Source organism: Deltaproteobacteria bacterium (assembly GCA_016210005.1).
Lineage (GTDB): Bacteria > Desulfobacterota > Binatia > HRBIN30 > JACQVA1 > JACQVA1.
This window is the reverse complement of sequence record JACQVA010000008.1, coordinates 39,974-61,928: the sequence shown is the minus strand read 5'-3', so window position 1 is coordinate 61,928 and position 21,955 is coordinate 39,974. Positions and strand designations below refer to the sequence as shown.

Sequence of the window (21,955 nt, the reverse complement as noted above, 5' to 3'; positions counted from 1 at the left end):
TGTTTCAGCGTGGGTAGTGATAACCAAGATCAATCAGACCCTCGTCCGCTAGCTCGTCATGGCGAACAGTTGTCTCAGCCAGAGCCCAGGTTGCCGCACCGTCCACCCCGGCGTCGATGGCGCGGGAAGTCGCCTCCACGCGAAAGTCGTCGTCGGCGAAGCCGGCCCCGCCAAGTACACCGTCGGCGCCGGCTGGCACAGCAAACAGCTGGGGGCTCACCAGCAGTCCCCCATCCCTAATGTCGCCAGCTGGCGCCTGAGACAACAGGTTCGGCAACAGCCGGAGCCCGGTAGCGCGGCGCGAGGCTACAACGAGGTCAACGGCATTGCTGTGCATGATGTTATGCGCGATCAGCACAGCACTTTGGCGGCGCGACGGCCCCGAGCGCTCGACCCATACCCCGCGGCCGCCGTTCCCATAGACCGTGTTGTTGGCCAGCCGCACCGCCCCCGCACGCTCTCGCCGCAAGCGCAGCTGCACCCCGTCGCCACCGTTGGCGTACACTAAGTTATTGAAAACCGTGCTGGCGCCGCGCACGCGCCACAGCGCCACGCCCGTGCTGCGGTTGGAGAACACCTTGCAGTTTGCCAACTCGAGCCCAGCAATCGCATGGCCCAGGATGCCCGCGCTAGCCGCCCCGGTAACGCTCAGATTCTCCAATCTGACATACCCGCCACCCACCAGCCGAAAACCCGTGCTCCATCCGGTCGCATCGATCAACACCTCGCCCGGCCCGTCACCGGTCTCGACGCCGGTAGAATCCCCGACGAACACAATCGGATTTGTCGCCGTTCCGCTGCCAGCCGGCCGCAGATTCCCTTCACGGTACACCCCGGTGCCAATGAAGACCCGGGTCCCGGCACCCGCTTGGGCAGCGGCGCGCGCCACCGTCCGCAAGGCAGAGGCCGGCGTGCGACCGTCGTTCCGGTCGTCCCCTGCCTGCGCCCGGACGTAGAGCGTCACCGCGGGCTGCGCCGTATCGGCGAGCGGCCCGAGGACGTCATAGTGGAACCCGAGATCGGCGCGCCCGCTGTCGCGAACGCCATCACTCCGGGCAACACCGTCACTGAGCGCCATGTCGGCCGCGTCGAGTGCGCCGGCATCCACTGCGGGGCTGCGCCAAGCCTGAAGCCGGAGGTCATCGTCAGCAAAGCCCACACCGCCCAAGATTCCGTCTGCACCTGTCGGCTGGACAAATAGGGGGTCCATTCCTCGGTCGTCCGGGTCCGGCGGCGTTCCTGCACTAGCACCGTCGAGATTGATGTTATGGCTCAGCACCAGCGTCGGCCGCGCCTCGGGCTTCGCCTTCACCCCGAGGAGACCACTCCCTTGAATCAAGTTATTAACTACGCTGGCGTTCGGTGCTCCCAGTGTGCCCGCGAGCAAGAGCGCGTCGCCACCGTTACGGTAGAGCGTGTTGTTCGTCACCTGCGTGCCGTCGGCAGAGCGCACCTCGCCGATAACGGTGACGCCGGTGCTCTCGTTGGCGTATATAAGATTGTTGAAGATCACCGCGTCGCTGGAGTCGATGACGTCGATACCCCGGCGGCTGGAGTAAATCACATTTCCGGCGATGGTGACGTGATCGGATCCTGCACGCGTTGCACACAACGATCCGTCCCCCGAGCATGCCCGCACTTGAATACCGGCCTCTCGTGCCCCGCTGATGTAGAATCCGCGAATCTGAATGAAGCTGCGACGCAACAGCACGAAACCTGTATCGTACCCTGTCGCATCGACCACTACACGCCCCGGGGCAGTGCCTGATAGTGCTCCGCTGGAATCCGCCACTACTGCGATCGGTTGCAGCACAGTGCCGCTGTTGTTGAACGAGACATCTCCCTCCGCATACCGGCCCGGCGCTACCACGATTGTATCGCCGGGCATTGCCACGCGAGCTGCTGCCCGAATGGTCGAAAAGGCGTTGGCCGGCGTCCGCCCATCGCCATTGTCGCCATCGACAGCCACGAAGAGAAGCCGGTTTGCGTTAACGCCGGCCAGGCGCGCTTGCAGGGTAGCGAGCGTGCCCAACACCGGCCGTTGCCCGACACGGCGATAGTGAAAACCGGCATCGGCAAGCCCTTCGTCGCCGACCAGGTCAGTGCGCGTCGAGCCGAAGTGCAGCCCCATCGGTGCGGCCATGCCGGCACTATAATCGACCGCGACACTCGTCGTTTCCTGCCCGGCACTGCGCTGCTGTAACCTAAAGTCGTCATCCAGGAAGCCCGCGCCGCCGAGCTGGCCGTCGGCCCCGGCCGGATTGACGAAGCCGATCGCGCCGACGATGTCCCCATCCAAGTTCGCAGTGGCGCTGAAATCCCGAAGCGACAGCGGCGTCACCAGCAGGGAGCGGCCGCCGTTGCGATCCAGGATATTGTTCAGGACCAGTGCCCCGGGTGATCCCCGCCTGTCTTGATCGCCCCGGCTCCCGATCAGGATCCCGTGTCCACCGTTCTGATACACGGTGTTGTTGGCGACGCGTGCCCGCGGCGAACCAACCTCGAGACCGCCGATCGCCACTCCACCCGTGGCATTGGCATACACCAGGTTATTGTATATTGCCGCTTCGGCTGAATCCCTGACCAGAATTCCGCTACCGCCGTTGGAAAATACCAGCGAATTGATCACAGTAACGTTGTCGGCGCCGTGTAGGCCATCTACCGTTGCGCGCGCGCGGATCTGGATGCCGGAATCGCGCCCGCCGGTAACGCTAAAACCGTCGATCTTCACGTAGCGGCTTCCAAGAAGGTTAAAAGCAGTCTGCCAGCCGGTGGCATCTATGATCACCGCACCCTGATCACCAGTCCAGATGCCATCGTGGTCCGCGACAAACTCTACCGGCCGATGCTTCGTTCCCGACTGATCCAACAGGCTGATATCACCTTCGCGGTACTCCCCAGCGCCAACGACAACGCGGTTTCCGGCACGAGCGCGAGCGGCTGCAGCCCCAATCGTGCGCAACGCTTGGTCCGCCGTCCCGCCGCCGTTTGAATCACTGCCGGTGATGCGAACGAAGATCGGCACCAAGGGAATCGCCGGCACCACCAGTTGCGTCGCCGTGTTGCTCTGATGATAGCCGGCGTCAACCGTGCCATCGTCAGGGCCGCCGTCCACCGCCGCGCTGCCGGTGATTCCGACGGTTGTCGCGTCAGCGGGTCCGTAATCGAGCGCAGGGCTTCCCGCTCGCAGGCGGAAATCATCGTCGGCAAGTTCGCCCCCACCCAGCCCGCCTGGCGCACCAGCAGGGTTCGCCAGCAAGGGATCCGCGGCCAGGTCGGTCGGGTCTTGTGACGTCACCGGCTCAAAGGCGTCGGCGCTCACATTGAAAGCACTGCCGTACGTGCGCTGCGAAGCCGGGGCCGCTTTGATCCCCGCCACGCCATTGTACGCTGTCACATTCGACAAGACGATGACGTTACTCGAGGCGACGGCGCTTTGATTGCCATCGCCGACAAAGATCCCGTAGATGCCATTGCCAACGCTGGTGTTCTGCATGATTACAGCGTCGGCGGAGCCACGGATCCCACCACCGACCGAGATGCCGGTCGAGCCGTTATTGTACGTTAGGTTGTTCGCCACCGTAACCCGGTCGGCATCGCGAACATCGATACCGCGCTTCTCGTTCGCGAACGCCACACAATTTATGATCGTGACATCCGCGGACGGCGTGCCTGCCGCGGTATTGAACCGAACTTGAATACCGGCGTCGGACGCACCACGCACGTGGAATCCATCTATGCGGATATTCGATTCGCCGAGCAGCACGAACCCTGTCGGCTTGCCGGCCACGCCGGCGTCGACGATCACCGGCCCGGGTAGCTCGCTAGTCAGCCGCCCATCGCGATCTGCGATAATCTCCAGCGCATCCGGGCGCAGCAAGCCCGGCCCGGCAAGTGTCCGCGGCGAGATATCCCCTTCGACATATGTGCCTGGGCCTACGATCACCTGTCCGCCGCTTTCACTTAGGCGCTGCACCGCCGAACGGATGCTCTGCAGGGCGGTAGCGGGCGACAACCCATCCGCCCCGTCGTCACCGGTCGTGCGAACAAACAGGACCGGCGCAGCTTGCACCATTGGCGCACTAAGCCCCAAGAGCGCGACTGCCAGGAGCAGGGATTTTCCGTATCGGTCAATCATGGTCCTTCTTCGCGAAATAGACCGACATGGCTTACCGATTGTCCCACTAGAACAGCGTATAGATGAACGGCCCCAGCGCCGTGCTCTGGGCGGTGACCATGAGGCCGCCGAACACTAGCAGCACGAAGACCATCGGAATCATCCACCACAGCTTGCGCTGCCAAAGGAATGACAGCAGCTCGCCGGCGATGCCCAAGCGGTTGCGGAGTCCTTCAATGAAGCTCATGCGTCTCTGCCTCCTGCACTGACACGAGCTGCCGCTCGCGCAAGAAGTTCTTCAGCTGTTGCGCTACCGTTTCGTGCCCGGCAGCGGTCCAATGGCCATCGTGGTGGAAGTACAACGGCGCGCTCGTCTTCACCGCCGCCACCAAACCCGCCGCCAAGTCGAGGCAGGGCACGCCCTGCGTTTCGCACCACCGTAGCAAGCGCCGAGTTGGACCGGCCAACTCCCACGCCCGTCCCTGCATCGCCGGATGCGCGGCGAGCGTTTCCGCCCAGAGCTCGGGATAGATCTGATAGCGGCTGGGAATGACCGCGATCGCGAACCGGCTCCCGGCACTGATCGCCGTAGCGCGCACGGCGGCGAGCAACGACTCCGTGCGCCGCCAAGCGTCTTCCCACTCGGCGCTGGGCTCAGGGGCATAAACCCAGTAGTCAACCGGCACACCGTCGCGCTCCCTCGCCGCGCGCGGGGCATCCAGGCTTGCCGCCACCCCGAGGCGGCGCAAGGGCGCCGTCAGCTCCGGGTGACGCAGCAGCAGTTGGCGGGTGTAGCGATATGCCTGTACGTGATCGCGCCAACCCGTGCGCGCGCGCGCGAACCCTTCGAGTGGAGCCGTCACCCGTTCCAGCTTGCCGCCGCCGTCATAAACCGGTGGCAGGATGTCTTCGAGCGTCGCACTGTTGTTCTTCACGTCATTACCCGGATAGAAGGCCAGCAGCACGACGTCGGGGGCGTAGCGCAACCCTTGATCGCGTAGAAACAGCAACTCACTGGCGGTGCCATAGCCGCTGACGCCGGCGTTGATGACTTCGGTCGTTGCCCCGAGATGCGCCTCTAGTCGCCGTGCTACGGTCGCTGCCAGTGGCACTTGCAATGCCTCAATGAACGAGTCTCCCAACAGCAACACTCGCGTCACTCCGGCAGGCTTGGCATACGCGTGCTCGACATCGCGCAGTCCCTGCCGACTTATACTGATCGGGACCAGGAACTCCCGGTCCTCTTGCGTCCACCAGCCGGTCCTGCCAGCGCTGTGCCGCCACCCCAGCTTCGCATCCGGCTCCCAAAAGCGATCGGGCACGAGATGCAAGACGCGGACGCCGGCTTCGACCAGGCCGCCGCCCAGAAGCAGCCCCAGCAGCAGCAACAGCGCCCACGCGCTCACCTCCTGCCCGCGCGTCACGGCCGCGCACTACGCTTTCGAGACCACGGTGTTGCCCAGCACCAGCGTATCCATGCCGCTGCGCTGAAAGGTACTGAAAGCATTGGCTGGGGTGGTCACAATTGGCTCGCCTTTCAGGTTGAACGAGGTGTTCATGATTACCGGCACACCGGTCGCGGCGCCGAAGCGCTCGATCAAGCGGTAGTAGAGCGGGCTCTCCGCTCGGTGCACGGTCTGCAAGCGCGCCGTGCCGTCCACGTGCGTGATCGCAGGGACGACGTCGCCCTGGCCGTTCTTGACATCGACTACATACAGCATGAAGCGAGCGGGATAGTGCGACGGCGCATCGGGTAAGTCGAAAAAGCGCTCGGCGGCGTCCGCCAACACCGACGGCGCAAACGGGCGGAACGGCTCGCGGAACTTGATCTTGACGTTGACGACTTCCTTCATGTCAGCGCGGCGCGGATCGGCGATGATGCTGCGGGCGCCGAGCGCCCGCGGCCCCCATTCGAAGCGGCCTTGGTACCACCCGACCACGCGCCCCGCCTGCAACTCCTCCACCACCCGGTCGAGGAGGTCCTCTTCCTTATTAAAGGTCTGCGCCGGCGCCCCGGTGGAACGTACGAAGTCGTTGATCGGGCCGGCGCCGAACTCCTGCCCCCAGTAAGCATGGCGCATCACAAACTTACGGGGCCGGCCCAAGACGCAATTATAGGCGTAGAGCGCCGCGCCCAGCGCCCCGCCTCCGTCACCCGCGGCCGGCTGGATGAAGAGCTGCTTGAACGGGGTTTCACGCTGCACCCGCCCGTTCGCCACACTGTTCAACGCCACCCCGCCAGCCAGACAGAGCTTGTCGAGTCCGGTCTCTTCGTGGAGCCGGCGCGCCATGGCCAGGACGATCTCTTCGGTAACCTGTTGAATACTGGCGGCCACGTCCGCGTAGTACTCGTTCTTCTTGGCCAACTCGCCGTAGTTGGCCGGTTTGGGCTCGAAGTACGACGGATAGCCCGAGCTTTCGGTGAAGAAGTGCCACGAGGGATCGCGCGGTTCGCCAAACAGCTCGGTGAACTTCGGCTTGTAGGTCTGGTGCGAGGAGTGGTGGAAGCAGAAGTAATCCATATCGAGCCAGATGCTGCCATCACGGCCGAGCTGAATGAGCTTGTGGACTTTGTCGAGGTAGCGCGGCTTGCCGTAAGGCGCCATGCCCATGACTTTGTATTCGCCCTCGTTGACCTCGAAGCCCAAGAACGCGGTGAACGCGCTGTAGAGCAGGCCGACCGAGTGCGGAAAGCGGATCTCACGCAGCAACTGCAAGTCGGTGCCCTTTCCACGCCCCATGGTGGCAGTCGCCCACTCGCCGACGCCGTCAATCGTCAGCACCGCCGCTTCATCAAAGGGCGAACAAAGAAAGGTGCTGGCGGCGTGCGACAGGTGATGCTCGCTGAACAGGATCTTCGACGGTGGTACACCCAGCTCTTTGCTGATGAGGTTTTTTACCCACAGCTTGTCGAGCAGCCATGTCGTCATGGCATCGCCGAACACCTTCCACGACTTGGGCACGACTTGCAGCGCCGTGGTCAGGATGCGCTCGAACTTGACGAACGGCTTCTCGTAGAAGACGACATAGTCGAGGTCAGCGGTGGTGATGCCGGCCTGCGCCAGGCAGAACCGGATCGCCAATGCCGGGAAGTCGTAATCGTGCTTCTTGCGCGAGAAGCGCTCTTCCTCCGCCGCCGCCACCAAGACGCCGTCGTCGAGCAACGCCGCCGCGGCGTCATGATAGAAGCACGAGATGCCGAGAATTCGCATAATCAGTGTGTCCTAGTCACTTCATGGTAGATGCCGGTCATGCTGGCGACGTGGTGGGCCAGACTGAAGCGCTCGCGGGCCCAGGCCTGGGCCCGCGAGCCGATCCGCTGGCGCAGCTCCGGGTCGCCCAGCAGTGTGATCAGCCGCTCGGCCAGCGCCGCCGCATCGCCCGGGGGCACCAGGAAGCCGGTGTCGCCGTCGGCGATCAACTCCGGTACGCCGCCGGCCGCTGCCGCCACCACCGGCTTGCGCAGCAGCATGCCTTCGAGAATCACTCGGCCGAACGGCTCCGGGCGCACCGAGGCATGGACGACGACGTCGAGCGCGTTGATGACGTCGGCGATATCGGCACGAAACCCGGTGAAGTGAACCACGTTCTCCAAGCCGGCCTCGCGCACACGCCGGCGCAGCTCCAGCTCGTAGGCGGCACCCGCACGATGTGCTCCGCCGACAATGAGACAGCGGGCTTGCGGAACGCGCCGGTGCACCAGCGCCATGGCTTCCACCACTACCGCTTGCCCTTTCCACTCCTGGATGTTGCCGACGATCCCGGCGCACGGTGTTTGCGGCGCCAGCCCGGGCAGCTCGGCGCGCACCTGCGCCGGGCTGCGAGCCGGGCAAAAGCCGTCCTCGTCGAGCGCGTCGTAAACCACCTCGTTGCGCCGGGCGACCACACCGTTCGCGGCGCAGTGCGCCTGTACCGCCTGGGTCATGCATACCAGGGCGTCGATCTTGGCGGCAGCAAACCGCTCGCGCGTGCTGTACTTCTCGAAACCCTTGATGTGGCAAACCACCGGCGTACCGGTTAAGCGGGCAGCCAGCACGGCATCGAAGTTGGCACGCAGTCCGTTGCCCAAGTGCAACACGTCGGGCCGCTCACGGCGAATGACGCGGCGTAAGCCCAGCGCAGCCGGGCCTTCCTCGACTGCCAGTCGTACCGCTTGGCGGCCGCAACGCAGGCCGCGCGCAATCACGCCGACGCGCTTGGCGCGCTGGTAGCTCTGGACACCCAACAGCGCATGCTGCTTCGGGACTCGCCGGCGCGACACGTGATAGACGGGCACGCCGAGCGCCGCCAGATCGGCCTCGATCGTCTTCGGTTCATACAGCACCATGCTGCAGGCAAACGCGCTCCGGTCGAGCCCGCGGATCAGGTGGTAAAGTCCGGTCAGCGAACCCCCAACCACCCCCCCGCTGGACGCTTCGATGAACATCACCCGCAACGGCCTCATGCGCACCGCGCTCGCCGCGTCACAGGGAGAGACTCGGCGCTCAGGAACTCGCGCACCTGGCGCACCGCATCCCCGAGTTTCAGCTCGGGGCCGAGGCCGAATTCGCCGCAGCGGGCTCCGGCGGTCAGCCGAGCCAGCTCCGCCTCGCGCTGCGCCATCAGCCCACTCGGCGCCAGCGGATCGAGCGCGGCGGCAAACGCCCAATAGCGCCGCATATCCTTCACAATCTGGTTGGCGGCACTGAGGCGCTGATGGGCCTCTTCGGCGCTGATCGCCCGCACGTAGGTGCGCGGCGCCCGGCGCGGCAAGAGCACCGCCGCCGCCCGGCCTTCTTCGGCCAACCCCGCCAGTCGATGGTAGCCGTTGCGGCTGAACACGAAGCCCGCGCGCAGCGGTTCGAGGCCGCTCATGGCACTGCCCAGCCATGAGCGGCTCCATTCATCAAGCAGCAGCGGCTCCCGCACCGGGCGCAGCGTTGCGCCACGATGCAGCAGAAACGTTTCAGACAACAGCTGCGCCGGCTGCGCCGCCAGCGCCAGGGCGAGGGTCGACTTCCCGACCCCACTCGGCCCGGCCAGCACAACTGCACCGGCATCGGTCACCGCCCCGGCCGCATGAATCGGGTGAAAGCCCATCTGCGTTTCGCACCACCAGAACGCGGGATAGTAGGCCAGATAGTAGAGCAAGGTGGTGAACCGATTCAGCCGTTGCGCCCGCAGGCGCGCGCCGGCCCACCAACGTTTGGTGCGGTCGCGCAGCCGGTCGCGGCTGAGGTAGAAGTAGTAGTGCCCGTGGACGTGTAGCTGCCGGCCGTCCCAATCAAAGCGCAGGTGCAAGTCCCGGAAGTCATCGATGCGAAACCAGCAGACGCGCCCCGGCCCGACGTAGAGATCGCGATCCAGGCGCTCCAGCCCGGCCAATTCCGGTTCGGCCGTGTGGCGGTCCTGCGGGGGCGGGCTCTCATGCCACTCCAGCACCGCGTCGATGACGGGCGCCACCTCGCCTGCGGCGATCCGCAGCGGCAACAGATGCTGTTCGGCATACGCCATGAAGGGCGCGTAGTGACTGCGCAGCGACCCGCCGGCACCGGCCAAATTGAACCGAAGCTCGGCCATCAACGAGCACCGCCTTGCGTCGCCACTGCCGGCCGAATGCTGCCACGGCGGCCGATCACTTCGGCCAGCAGCTGGCGGTAGAGCACCAGATCATCACGCTTGATTACCAGCAGATCACGAACTGTCTTCCCCGACTCCTTGAGGTATACGCGCGCCAGGATCAGCGTGGCCAGCGAATACGAAAGGGCAGTCGACAAGCCAGCTCCGGAGATGCCCATGCGGGGGATGAGGTAGATGTTGAACAGCACATTGCACCCCAGCGCCACGCCCGAAGCGACGATGTTGATCTCTTGCCGATTCTGGCTGGTGAAGCTGCGCGACAACATGAAGAAGAGCGACATCATGATCACGCCCGGCACGACATAGAACAGAGGCGCACCCGCCGGGGCGTAATCGCGCCCGTACCACACCACCACCAGCCAAGGCCCGACAGCTACCAGCGCTAGCCCCGCCAGCACTGTCATCAGCGCCACGTGCCGGCACGAGGCGGCGGTGAGGTCTTCCAACACCGCCTTAGAGGAGCCCGCCTGCTTCGGGTAGACCACCAAGCCCAGCGACTCGGGAACGAACAGAATCACCTCCGCCAGTCGTGACGCAATCGAGTAGAATGCGACGTCGGTGGGGTTTAGCAGCAGCGCAACCAAGTACAAGTCGGCGCGGAAGTGCATGTGGGTGGCGATTGTCTGCAGATGGGACTTCAGGCCGAAGCTCAGCAGCCCGCGCGCCAACTTGCCGTCCCAGCGGAAATGCATCCCACACACGCGCGCCACCGTGACGATCAGCCAGAGATCGAGTAGCGCGGTAATGCCGACCGAGACGAGAATGGCCGCCGTCAAGCCGCCGCGCCAGATCACCAGGGCCAGCAGCATGCCGATCAGGCCGCCGGCCCCCGCCAGCAAACGGCGGCGATTGAAGATACCGAAGCGGTCCACCGCCTGTAGTACGCCGAAGAAATAGCTCTCGAGCAACAGCAGCGGGATCAGCGGCAGTGCCAGCAGGAAGTACAGCGGGTTAGCCCCTGCGAGCAGCAGCCGCGCTGCCTGCGCCTTGTACACATACACGCCGGCCATAACCGGCAGGCTGATGGCGAACGCCGCCAGCAGGAGCTGCCCCGCCACGGCGCCAGGGTCGGCACGCTGGCGGCGAATGGCGTAAATGCTGCCCTGCGCCATGCCCAGCTTGACGAAGGCCACAACGGTATGCGGCAGCACCGACACCAGCGAGAAGATGCCGCGGTCGTGCGGCCCGAGCATGCGCGCGGTGATGATGCCTGTGCCCAAACCCATGGCGAACGAGCCGAGTCCGGCAATCAGGGTATAGAGGGCGTTCTTACCGACCGTCCGCGCCATCGCTCAGCCTGTCTTCTCGCACAACACCATCCAGGTCGACGGATTGGCGCTCGGTACGTGCTCCAAAACCGCGATCAACGCTCGCGCGACCGCACTGAGGCGTACTCGCCGCAACCGGTTGAGTGAGCGCTGGAGCCGCGCGTGCCGGATCATGCCTTCGAGGTGCCGCACGCGAAAACCGGCCGCCACTAACTCCGCCTCGAGCTGCGGCCGATCATATAGCTCGTCGTGCACCGGATATTTTTCCAAGCCCCGTTCGAGCCGATGGGGCAGCGCCACCGCCCGGTTCTGCGCATCCAACACCAAGCTGCCGCCGGGTTTGAGCACACGATGGATCTCGGCGTACACCCGCTGCCGGTCGGCGGCTTGAAAGCGGCGAATGAATCGCAACGTAAACACCAAGTCGGCCTGGCCGTCGCGCACCGGCAGGTGGAATGCGTCGGCGCGGGCCAGGCGCCAATGGGAGGTGGGTGTAATCCGGTCACTAGCAGCCGCCAGCATGCCTTCGCTGTACTCAAGGGCCAGACCGAGACCAGGCAGCGGCAGCTCAGCGGTCAAACGAGCCGGTCCGGGGGCAATCTCGAGCACACGTTGCGGAGCGCGCTCGGCGATCAGGCGGCGCAGGAAGCGCACTTGCGCCGCGTGCAACGTACCGTTGAGCGGCTGCGCGGTGCGACGTTCGAGGTAGCGCGCCACCACCTCGCGGTCACGATAGTAGCCCTGGATTTCGGCCGGCGCTGCAAGCGGCATCAGTCAATTGCCGCAAAGCTGCGGCGCAATCCTTCCTCGAGATCCACTTGCGGGCGCCAGCCCAGCTCGCGCTCAGCCCGAGCACAGTCGTAGAAGGCACTCCAAGTGGCGCGGCGGAGTTGGTGCCGGGTAAGCGGCGCGGCACGACGGATGACGGCACTCGCCAGCTCGGCACAGCGAGCCAACGGCATGAGTAATCCGGCCGGCACATATACCGCCTGCCACTGCTGGCCGGCGGCTTGGCGATAACGCCGCGCATACTCGGCGTGGGGTACGTTGGCATCGACCACGGTGTAAGCTCTGCCCGCTGCACCTTCGGCCCGTGCCGCTAGCAGCAGCGCCGCGGCCGTGTTTTCGACGTAGCTCATCGGCATCAGATACTTTCGGCTGCCGAGGATGACGCGCGCTGGTCCGAGCGCCACCGCCTGGCGCGCCAACGGCGGCCGGCGGCCCGGCCCGTACAACAGCCCCGGCCGCACCACGGTGGCCGGGGCGCCGCCGTGCGCAGCCTGCATGACCAGGCGATCGGCGATCAACTTCGACTTCGAGTAGAAGCCCCGCTCGCCGGCACCGGCTTCGTACGGGCTGTCCTCAGTGATCGTGACCCCGTTCGCCGGCACCGCGTAGACGCTCAAAGAACTCACGTGCACCACGCGCGCCACCCCGGCGGCGGCGGCAGTGCGCAAGACCAACTCGGTACCGGCGACGTTAGCCGCCTCGAATTCCGCCCACGTACCGCTGGTGGCCACCCGCGCGGCCGTGTGGATCACCCAGTCCACGCCCGCCACGGCGCGGGCCACCGCCCCCTCGTCGCAGATATCACCGACGATCTGCTCGGCGGCCGCCGGCAGCGCGGCGTGCTCGCGGCGCACCAGCGCGCGCACCGCCACCTGCTCTGCCAGTAGTCGTGCAACTACGTGGCGCCCGAGAAACCCGGCGGCGCCTGTAACCAGCGCTCTCACAGGCCAACCGCCCGAGCCGGCTGCGAGGCACCGTTCGCCGCCAAAGTCTGCTCGCACATGGCGACCACGTCGCGGGCCGCCTCGGCGCTCACCGGCGCCGGCAAACCGCCCGCCACACAGCGATAGAACTCGCGCAGGTGTGCGCCAATGCCGGGATAGAAACGCTGCTTCCCGCGCACGAACTCCATCCCGTTGCGCGCGGTGTCGCGCACCAGCTGCCAGGCCACGTCGAGGTTGGGCAGGACCTTGCCGATCAGCTTCGACACCTGGTGGTCGCGATAGACCACCAAGGTCATGTGGTTGAGGTTGATCTCGGCGGTGGCGACCGAACCCAGCAACCGCACCCAATTGCTGGCCGGGCGTGCGCGCAGCGACAGAGTCACCGTCCCCCACCCGGCTTCACCCCGGGCGATCGCCCGCGCCTCGGCCACGTTTCCGTTGGCGTCGCGCTCTGCCATCACCTCGAAGGTAGCAATCGGGCCCAGGAAGTGGCGCAGAAAATAGAGCGGATGCGGAGCGACGTCGTGCAGCGGGCCGCCCGGCAAGGCCGTCTTCCAGCCCAGCGCCGCGGCGTCGCCCTCACCGACCGCGCCCTGGAAGATCTCGACCCCGGTGAGGGTACCGAGCGCGCCGCTGGCGAGCAGCGCCCGCGCCCGCTGCACCACCGGATCGAACCACCGATTATGATCTGCGGTAACAATACAATTATTTCGGTGCGCCGCCGCCACCAGGCTATCCGCGTCGGCGGCAGATAGCGCCATCGGCTTCTCGATCAGCACGTGAGCACCGGCCGCCAGCGCTTGCAGCGCCAGCGGCGCGTGGGTTGGCGGCGGGGTTAGGATGTGGACCACCTGGGGTGCAGCGGCTGCCAGCAGCTGTTCCAGCGAGGCGTACGGCGGCACCGCGGCGCGGGCGCTCATCGCCGCCCGCGCGCCGGCGTCGGCGTCGCACACCGCCACCAGCTCCGCCTCCGGCACTGTGGCCAGGTACTGCTGGTGCACCTGTGCGATGCGGCCGCATCCGATCAGTGCGGCCGTCACGCGAGGGCGAGACTGCATGCGCGGTCAGCCCGGCGCCGCCGCCGGGCGCAGGCCCGTCCGCCGCAGCCATTTCACGTTGTGGAACTGAGCGTCGTCGATATCGGCGATCGCCCCGTTGGTCAGCAGAGTGCGAATCTCTCGAATCGCGTCGTCGACCGTGAACTGTGGGACAAAGCCGAGCTGCTCGCGGACGCGCTCGAAGCTGACGCGATAACTGCGGCGGTCGCCGGTGCCGTTAGCATACTCGACGACGGTATCGGGCAGGTGCTGCACGACCTTCTCGGCCACATCACCGATGGTGAAATTCTGCGATTCGTGGCCGACGTTGAAGATGCCTCCCTGGGCCGCCGCGCTCGGCGCTTCGACAGCCCGAGCAAACGCCGCGGCTGCGTCGCGGACGTGCAAGTGCGGGCGCCACTGTTCGACCCCGACGATCCGCACTCTGCCCTCGCGAGCGGCGCGGGCCGTGATCGTGTTCACCATCAGATCGAAGCGCATGCGCGTTGATTGCCCACAGACTGTCGCCAGGCGCAAAATGATTACCTCGACCGGACCACGCTCCTGCAGCAACACGTTCTCCGACATGATGCGCGTGCGCGCGTACAGCGACACCGGGTTGAGATGAGAGCCCTCGTGTAACAGCTCCTGGCCATTCGCCCCATAAACGCTGCACGACGAGGCGAACACCAACCGCCGCACCCCCGCCTCGCGGCAGGCGTCGAGCATACAGCGGGTCGACTCGAAGTTTATTCGCATGGTCTCCTGAGGGTCGACCTCACACGCCGGATCACCGACCACCGCCGCCAAAGCCACCACCGCGCGCACCCCCTGCACCGCACGGGCAACGTCGCGCAGGCTGCAGATGTCGCCTACGCTCACCTGAAGCCGCGGGTCAGAACGGAGATCGGCGATGCCGTGCTCGCCGTAAAGGAGATTGTCCAAGATCCGCACCCGGAAGCCATCGGCCAACAGTTTACGGACCAGATGTGAACCAACATAACCGGCGCCTCCGGTTACCAGCACGAGATCCTGCGACATGCCCTGTTCCCTTCTTGTGATACGCTTTCACACCGACGCCACACTGCGCTGCGCGCCGTAGCCCGGCCGTTCCACCGTGAAGCCGTCGGTATTCAATAAGTCGGTCAAGGCGGGGACAATGCGGTAGTCAACGCCCGCCCGTTCGCAAGTCGTTATCACGTCCTCGGCCATGCCGTCGTGTAAATCCGACGGGCACACGAACACGGCTTTGACGCCATTGGCCGACAACGCCAGCGCCAGCTCGGCGCTCCCGCCCAGCACCCGGATGCCGTGGATCAGCGAGCCCCACCGTTCGGCTGATTCATCGATGAACCCGATCGGGCGGTAGGGCGACAACGGATCTTCCAGCAACATGCGGCTGATTTGCTCGCCGCCGCTGCCGGCACCGACGATGAGGGCCTTTTGCTTGCGTGGGCGGTGCTGGTGCACGCCGCGGCGCGCCCAGCCGCGCAGGCCGTAGCGCAAGTTCCCCATGAGCAGAAGGACCAGGGCCCAATCAATCGCGAACACCGAGCGGGGAAACTTCTGAAAGCCCAGAAAGAACGTCAGGCCGGCGGCGACCACCGCGCTGAAAGAGACGGCTTTGACCAAGGCCACCACGTCCCACAGGCCGAAGTAGGCTGAAATGCCCTGGTAGGCACCGTAGTACATCAAGGAAACCGGCCGGACGAGGACGATGATCAGCAACGGCGTCAGCGCAAATGCCGCGTCATCGGGCCACGCCCCTTCGTAGCGGATTAGGACCGCTGCCCAATAGGCCACCGCCACCAATGCCAGGTCGGCCGCCATCAAAGCGATGCGCTTGCGGCGCCGCCACAGGTACTTGGTCTTGATTGCACCCAGGACAGTGACCCAGACGCCGTGCAGCAGCAACTTGATGTCCCCCATCAGCGTGGCGTTGCGGATGTACTCGAGGTCGCGCGCGAGCTTATCGGGCAGAATATGGTCCACGTAGTACCCTTCGGTGTCTTTCAAGCCCTCGGGATAGCTCTCCAGCTCGTCGCGCCCTGAGATCTGGCTCGGTCCGACAATTCCGGGCCGTACCGACAGCGCCGCCCGCTGCGCCGCTGAGTAGAACTGCACGAAGTACGGGTCCTCGGGCCGGGGGCCGATCAGGCTCATCTCGCCGCTCACCACGTTGAGGAGTTGGGGCAGCTCATCGATCTTGAACCACCGTAGGATCTGCCCGACGCGGGTCACGCGCGGATCGCGCTTGGTCGTCAGACGTGAGCCCATCTGATAGGCACCCACGACCATCGTCCGGAATTTGTAGATCTCGAACGGCTTGGCGTCGCGCCCCACGCGTCGCTGGCGAAAGAACACCGGGCCGGCGGAGTCGAGCTTGATCAGCAACGCCACCAGCGCCATGAGCGGGAGCAAGAACACCAACCCGGCCAGCGCCAGAGTCAAGTCAACGGCCCGCTTCATAGTCGAACTCCCCTCTACCCCCGAACCAAGCGAATAACGGTGGACGCAATCCGCTCAGCGTCCTGTGCACTCAGATCCGGATACAACGGCAGCGACAGGCTCTGTTCGGCAACGGTGGTAGCCACCGGAAAATCCTCGGGCCGCACGCCGAGGGCTTGCTGGTAATATGAATGCAGGTGGACCGGGATGAAGTGTTGGCTGGTGCCGATGCCGGCTTGTTTGAGTTCCTCGATCAGCTGGTCGCGCGTGATTCGGGCAGCCGGCAGAATGCGCAGCACGTAGAGATGCCAAGCATGCAGCCGGTTCGGCTGCACCGCCGGCCCCTGCACCTCCTCCACCGCGCGAAAGCACGCCGTGTAGCGTTGCGCCAGCGACTCGCGCGCCTGGCGGAAGCGCTCCATCTTTTTCAACTGGACCAAGCCGAGGGCGGCGTTCAAGTCGGTCATGTTGTACTTGAAGCCGGGGTAGGCCACGTCATACCGCCACGACCCCTCCGCGCTATACCGGCGCCAAGCGTCGCGGCTCATGCCATGCAAACGCCGCGTACGCAAACAGTCGGCGATGTCGTCATCGGCGGTGGTCAGCATGCCCCCTTCGCCGGTGGTGATGTTCTTGGTGGCGTAGAAGCTAAAGGCGGTCAGCGGACTGATGGTTCCGATCGGCCGGCCGTTGAACGCGGCCGGCAACGCGTGTGCGGCGTCCTCGAGAACCACCAGGCCGTGTTCTTTGGCCACAGCCGCAACCCCGTCCATATCGACCGGTTGGCCCGCGAAATGTACGGGGACGATAGCCTTGGTGCGCGCTGTGATCTTGCGCCGTACGTCATCGAGGTCGAGGTTGAGCGTGTCGGCGGTGCAATCGGCCAACACCGGCCGCGCTCCGGCGTGCACAATGGTGGCGGCGGTGGCGGTGAATGTGTAGGTGGAAGTGATGACCTCGTCGCCGGGCCCGACGCCGAGCGCGTTGAGCCCGAGGTGCAGCGCCGCGGTGCAGGAACTCACCGCGATGGCATGCCGCGCCCCGATCGCGGCGGCGAAGGCTTCCTCGAAGGCGCGCGTCTTCGGCCCCATCGTCAGCCAGCCCGAGCGCAGCGCCTCCACCACCGCGGCGATTTCTTCTTCGCCGATCGGCGGCCGGTGAAACGGGATCGGATCACTCGCTGCCATGGCATCTCCCACACGAACCGCGCATCGAACCCAACGGCGGGCGCAGGCCGCTGCTGGTTGCTCGCGGCCTTGGCCCTGCCCACTCCTTGAAGCTCACCCCCACGCTCATCTCACTCCTCCCCTAGGCGGGCCAACTCCAAGCGATAGAAATGCAACCCGGGCGCCGCCGGGTAGCTCTCGAACCCGAGGATTTCGTGCAAGCGGATCGAGGGCCTGTTGTAGTCATAGACAGGCGAAAAGACGTCGTGGGCACCGCGCCGGCGCGCTTCGAGCAAGATCGCCCGCACCAGCGGCATGGCCAGTCGCTGCCCGCGCCATGCCGGCGCAACCACCAAGATGCGCCAGTAGAAGCGTCGTGCCGGATCCCCGGGAAAGGGGTCCGGCAAGCGCTGCGTCACCGCTGTCAACTCACGGAGCAGGCGCGGAGACCGCACCGCCGCCCGCAGGGCCGCAGCCGCGATCAACTTCCAGTGACGACGCACCACTTCTCGCACGAACCCGGGGCCGATGGCGCCGGTGGCAAAGCCTGCCACCTCGCCGTCTTGGGTGGCCGCCACCGCTACCCCCCGGGGGCTGTCGAGGTAACTGCGATAGAGCACATCCATCACCGCCGGACCCAGCTGTGGCAACAGCTCGTCGGGAAACGTCTCGCGGTGCAGACGGGCCACGGTCGCCACGTGCTCGGGCCGCATCAAGCCGATGCTTGGCTTCGCTTCGGTCGCCACCGCCATTCCTGAACTCGCCGCCGTCATGCTGAACCCATCCGACAGGTACTCTAGTGGACCGCCGTGGTCGCGCCGTGAGACGGTGCGGCGGTTGCATCCTCACGCATGAACTCGATGATGCCCGCCAGCTTCCGCCAGCGCGGGTGTGCCGCCGGTTGCTGCGCCCGCCAGCGCACCGCTCGGAGCACGGCTGGGTGCTGCAACAAGCGGCCCAGCCCGGCTCGCGTGACCACCCGCTGGCGCAGTGGGCGGCGGCGAAAGCCCATGGCGAACTTGAACTGATCGAGGGCATCCACCGCTTCGAGGGACTCCAGCCCAAAGGTAATCTCGCTCACTTCGGCCCGGGCCAGCGTGTCACGGGTCACCGCGTAGATCAGGGCATTGTTCGGATAGCTCGACAGCAGCGAGTCGCACGAGCGTGCCTGGAGGAACTCGACGCGATCCTCGATGGCGATGGTCAACAAGTAAGCCGCCAGTTGTCCATCGACCGTGGCCGTCCACACCGTGATTTCAGGCGTGCTGGCAGCGGCGGCCCAGTAGCGCCGCCACTGTCGCCGCGCCGCTTCGTCATCACGAACCAAGCGCCCCTGGCGCCGCAGCGTGTCAACATGAGCTGGCCAGCCCTGCTCAGCCACCAGCGCGCAGGGCGCCGGCTCGATGTGACAGCGACGCAACCCGCGGCGAATCTTGCTGCGGGTGTTGGCGCTCAACTGCTCGAGGTCGTAGGGCTTGGCATCGCAGACGATTTGGTAACTCAATCGTCCCGGGCCATCGAGCGGTGCCACAAATCTAACTCCCAGCGCCCCCCCGGCGTGGAACACCTGTCGCAGCTCCGCGCTAGCCGGAGTAATGGTGCGGTGAAACGGCAGATTCAAGAAGAACCGCGGACCGGCATCGAACCATTCGCCGCTGCCTGTGGTCACAACGCGGTGTCCGATCCCGGCTAGAAATCTGGCAAAGGCCGTTTCCATCGCTGGCTTTGCTCATGCGCTGGCGGAGAACGGCTGGGCTTCGGTGCCGCCCCTGGCCAGCACGCTTTCAACTGCCGCCCCGCATCGGCCGGTAGCGGCTCGCAGCAGTTCGGCGAGCACCTCGACATTCCGCTCACGATCGAAATAGCGCCGAACGTAGCGCTGGCCTTCTGCGGCCAAGCGCTCGCGTGTGACAGGGTCACGCAGCAGCTCGGCGATAATCCCGGCCAGTTCGACCGGCCGGCCCGGCGCCACCAGGCGTCCCGTGCTGCCCTCGATAACCAGCTCCCGCACGCCGCCGACGTCCGAGGCCACCACCGGCACCCGGGAGGCCAACGCCTCGACCAGCACATTGGGGATGACATCGCGCTTACCGAAACGCTGAACCACGACGCTCGCCAGCACGAATACCGTGGCCTCGGCCATCATTTCCGCCAACCGCTCCTGGGTCACCGGCCCCACGAACTCGACGCGATCAGACAGGCCCAATTGCCTCGCCAGCGCTTCAAAATCGCCACGCTGTGGCCCTTCACCGACAATTCGGCACTCGAACACCAGACCCGCTTCCGTGAGCTGGCGGCAGGCCTGCAACAAGATGTGAATTCCCTTGTAACGCTCCAACCGGCCGCAGGTGAGAATCAGCGGCACCGGCCGCGGCGGACGCGAGCGGTGAGCAAAACGCTGGAGGTCGGTACCGTGATAGTTGACCACGAGCTTGTGCCGCTCGGCACCGAAGGTATGTTCCAGGTAGGTAGCGTTGGTGGCCGCGCAGGTAACCGTGAACCTCGCGGTGCGCAGTTTTTCTCTTAGCAAGTACTGCATCATGTAGACGTCGTATGCATGCGCTGTGAAACTGAACTCGAGACCATAAAGGCGGTGCACGACATAGGCGACCGTGGTCGGATAGCTGGCCCAGTGGGCATGGACATGACCGACGCCGTCGCGAGCCAGAACCCGCCCCAGGTCCACCGCCTTCCACGCCAGCACCAAAGACTTCAGTAGGTAGAGCACGGCGTTGGTATTGTAGAAGCCGAGGAGCTGCTCGCGCAGCGTCAACTGCTCCGGCTCGCTTTCCTGACCGAGGAGCTGCCGGTCACGCCACCACTCGCGCACCAAGCCGACGACAGTCTGCCAATATCGTGCGGGTCGCCGCAGCAGGGCGATGCCATTACTCCACCACAGGCGCGGGTGCAGCGCCCAGGGCAGGTAGGTCACTTCCGGCATCAGCGCTGCTGCCTCCGGCTGCTGCGCGTCATCGGCCGCCGGCCGCTTGAGGGAATACAATCGAATCGGCACGCCGCGCTCGCGCAACGCCAGGACCTCCCACAACACAAAGGTCTGATGAAGAACCGGGAAGGCCGGAAAAAGGTACCCCACAGCGGGCACGCCCTCCCGCCGCATTCCGTTACCGCACGTGCTCATGCCGTCGCGTAGCTTCGCGCCTCGGCGTACCGTCGCATGGTCACGCCCAGGCCTACTAACCAGAACAGCGGGATCGCCTGCCACAGGTCGGCGAACATGGAGAACACCACGACGGCGATCAGACCGACCCGAGCCCCGCTGACCATCCAGTTGATGTCCCGCAACTGCCTAGGCGGTGGCAGCAGGCGGCGGGCCGTGCTCAGGTTGCCCCAGGTACGCCAGAACAAGCCGACGAAGCCAAGCAAACAGAACAGCCCCCCCTCTGCCATCGCCAGCAGATACGAATTGTGCGGTGGCGCGGTGTAGCGCCCCGGGTCGCGCAAGAAGCGCGTGATTTCCCAGTTGCCGACGCCGACTCCGAGGAGCACGTTTTCGCTCACGATCTCATAGCCGACCGAGAGTGTATACCGTCGCCGCTCCAGCGACCCAGAACCAACGCCGGTCTCCGCCCTCTCGGTACCAGGCAAAGTAGTAGCGCGCTCCAAGCTCTTTTCGGGCACAAATTGCAGCACCAGGACGACCGCCAAGACCCCCGCCGCCACCAGGCCAAGCACCCGCCTGGGAGAGGCCCCTTCGTCGGCGAGAATGAAGAGCACGCAGGCGCTCAGCGCCAGCAACCCGCTGCGCGAGGCCGCCATGAACACGGCCAACACCAGCGCAACGATGGTTGCGATCAAGAGCGCACGGCCGACTCGGCTGTACACCTGCTGCGACAAGTACCACAGCGCGCCCATCGAGATGATCGAGAACATTGCCAAACGATTGGGATTACCGGATGCCGCGATAATCCAGATGAAGGTGCTGGCCCGGTAACCGTATAGCCCGCCGCCGCTTAAGGCCCCGTACAGGCCGACCAAGCCGCTGGCAACCATCAGTGAGATCGCCAACATATATATCAGGCGAATATGCGCCGGTGTACGAATGAAATTTATCACAAAAAGCACGAAGGCCACCCGATTAACGAACAAGCGCATGGCCTCATTGCGCTCAGAGGGGCCGATCAACTGCAACAAGCGCGGGTCTGGTCCGTTGAAGTAGCCCGAAGCGAGGTAACTGAGCACGATGAGGCCGAAGAGCAACATCTCCGGGTTGCGGGCAAACCACCAGTCGCCGGTGCTGTAAACGCGATGGGCCAAGAGCACCAGGAATACCAGTCCCAGCACGTTATTGATGGTCAGATAGCCGGCGCCTGCGAGCACAGACGGATATGTAACCAGGAATGTCGACAGGAAAACCGCGATCCCTACCTCTGGCCGGGCCATGACCAACGCCAGCACCAGCAGCGCCGCCACCATGAAGAACCAGGCGCCAGCGCCAATCGCCAGGTCGGCCAGCGTCGCCAGCACCGCGACCCCCACCAGCCCTATAATTGGGCCCAGCGGGAACGCCGCGGCCGCGCGGTCACGAACTACAACAGCTTGAGCCACG

General features: G+C 65.3%; 17 protein-coding genes. All 17 read right to left on the bottom strand.

The window, feature by feature from the left end; genetic code table 11:
* Positions 1–4: 4 nt before the first annotated feature.
* The 17 genes from HY699_01255 to HY699_01175 all read right to left on the bottom strand — a co-directional run bounded on the left by HY699_01255 (position 5) and on the right by HY699_01175 (position 21,954).
* Complete coding sequence (locus tag HY699_01255) at positions 5–4,138, bottom strand: right-handed parallel beta-helix repeat-containing protein (protein MBI4514429.1); 4,134 nt, start codon at positions 4,136–4,138, stop codon at positions 5–7.
* Between the two features lie 46 nt (positions 4,139–4,184).
* Complete coding sequence (locus HY699_01250; protein MBI4514428.1) at positions 4,185–4,364, bottom strand: hypothetical protein; 180 nt, start codon at positions 4,362–4,364, stop codon at positions 4,185–4,187.
* Complete coding sequence (locus HY699_01245) at positions 4,351–5,541, bottom strand: SGNH/GDSL hydrolase family protein (GenBank protein MBI4514427.1); 1,191 nt, start codon at positions 5,539–5,541, stop codon at positions 4,351–4,353. The genes HY699_01250 and HY699_01245 overlap by 14 nt, the downstream gene beginning before the upstream one ends.
* Positions 5,542–5,550: 9 nt before the next feature.
* The gene (locus tag HY699_01240; protein MBI4514426.1) at positions 5,551–7,329 is read right to left on the bottom strand and encodes a hypothetical protein; all 1,779 of its coding nucleotides are present in this window, start codon (positions 7,327–7,329) and stop codon (positions 5,551–5,553) included.
* A 2-nt stretch (positions 7,330–7,331) separates the two neighbouring features.
* Entirely contained in the window at positions 7,332–8,561 is a 1,230-nt protein-coding gene (locus HY699_01235; protein MBI4514425.1) for a glycosyltransferase, read from the bottom strand.
* Positions 8,558–9,676 carry a hypothetical protein gene (locus HY699_01230; GenBank protein ID MBI4514424.1) on the bottom strand — a complete coding sequence of 373 codons (1,119 nt, stop codon included), beginning with the start codon at positions 9,674–9,676 and terminating at the stop codon, positions 8,558–8,560. Before HY699_01230 ends, HY699_01235 begins: the two co-directional genes overlap by 4 nt.
* Positions 9,676–11,025: a polysaccharide biosynthesis C-terminal domain-containing protein gene (locus tag HY699_01225; GenBank protein ID MBI4514423.1), complete on the bottom strand. Its 1,350-nt coding sequence runs from the start codon at positions 11,023–11,025 to the stop codon at positions 9,676–9,678. The genes HY699_01230 and HY699_01225 overlap by 1 nt, the downstream gene beginning before the upstream one ends.
* A 3-nt stretch (positions 11,026–11,028) precedes the next feature.
* Complete coding sequence (locus HY699_01220) at positions 11,029–11,775, bottom strand: class I SAM-dependent methyltransferase (GenBank protein MBI4514422.1); 747 nt, start codon at positions 11,773–11,775, stop codon at positions 11,029–11,031.
* Positions 11,775–12,737 carry an NAD-dependent epimerase/dehydratase family protein gene (locus HY699_01215; GenBank protein MBI4514421.1) on the bottom strand — a complete coding sequence of 321 codons (963 nt, stop codon included), beginning with the start codon at positions 12,735–12,737 and terminating at the stop codon, positions 11,775–11,777. Before HY699_01215 ends, HY699_01220 begins: the two co-directional genes overlap by 1 nt.
* Positions 12,734–13,777 (bottom strand): Gfo/Idh/MocA family oxidoreductase, encoded by a 1,044-nt coding sequence (locus tag HY699_01210; GenBank protein ID MBI4514420.1) that lies wholly within the window; start codon positions 13,775–13,777, stop codon positions 12,734–12,736. Before HY699_01210 ends, HY699_01215 begins: the two co-directional genes overlap by 4 nt.
* 24 nt (positions 13,778–13,801) lie before the next feature.
* Positions 13,802–14,815, bottom strand: coding sequence for an NAD(P)-dependent oxidoreductase (locus tag HY699_01205; GenBank protein MBI4514419.1), 1,014 nt, complete (start codon positions 14,813–14,815; stop codon positions 13,802–13,804).
* Between the two features lie 27 nt (positions 14,816–14,842).
* On the bottom strand, positions 14,843–16,243 hold the full coding sequence (locus HY699_01200; protein MBI4514418.1) for a sugar transferase: 1,401 nt from the start codon (positions 16,241–16,243) through the stop codon (positions 14,843–14,845).
* Positions 16,244–16,257: 14 nt separating this feature from the next.
* Positions 16,258–17,409 carry a DegT/DnrJ/EryC1/StrS family aminotransferase gene (locus tag HY699_01195; protein ID MBI4514417.1) on the bottom strand — a complete coding sequence of 384 codons (1,152 nt, stop codon included), beginning with the start codon at positions 17,407–17,409 and terminating at the stop codon, positions 16,258–16,260.
* 110 nt (positions 17,410–17,519) lie between these two features.
* Positions 17,520–18,134: a GNAT family N-acetyltransferase gene (locus HY699_01190; GenBank protein ID MBI4514416.1), complete on the bottom strand. Its 615-nt coding sequence runs from the start codon at positions 18,132–18,134 to the stop codon at positions 17,520–17,522.
* 50 nt (positions 18,135–18,184) lie between these two features.
* Complete coding sequence (locus HY699_01185) at positions 18,185–19,105, bottom strand: GNAT family N-acetyltransferase (GenBank protein MBI4514415.1); 921 nt, start codon at positions 19,103–19,105, stop codon at positions 18,185–18,187.
* Between the two features lie 12 nt (positions 19,106–19,117).
* Entirely contained in the window at positions 19,118–20,491 is a 1,374-nt protein-coding gene (locus HY699_01180; GenBank protein MBI4514414.1) for a glycosyltransferase family 4 protein, read from the bottom strand.
* A gap of 32 nt (positions 20,492–20,523) precedes the next feature.
* Positions 20,524–21,954: an O-antigen ligase family protein gene (locus tag HY699_01175; protein MBI4514413.1), complete on the bottom strand. Its 1,431-nt coding sequence runs from the start codon at positions 21,952–21,954 to the stop codon at positions 20,524–20,526.
* Between the last annotated feature and the right edge of the window lies 1 nt (position 21,955).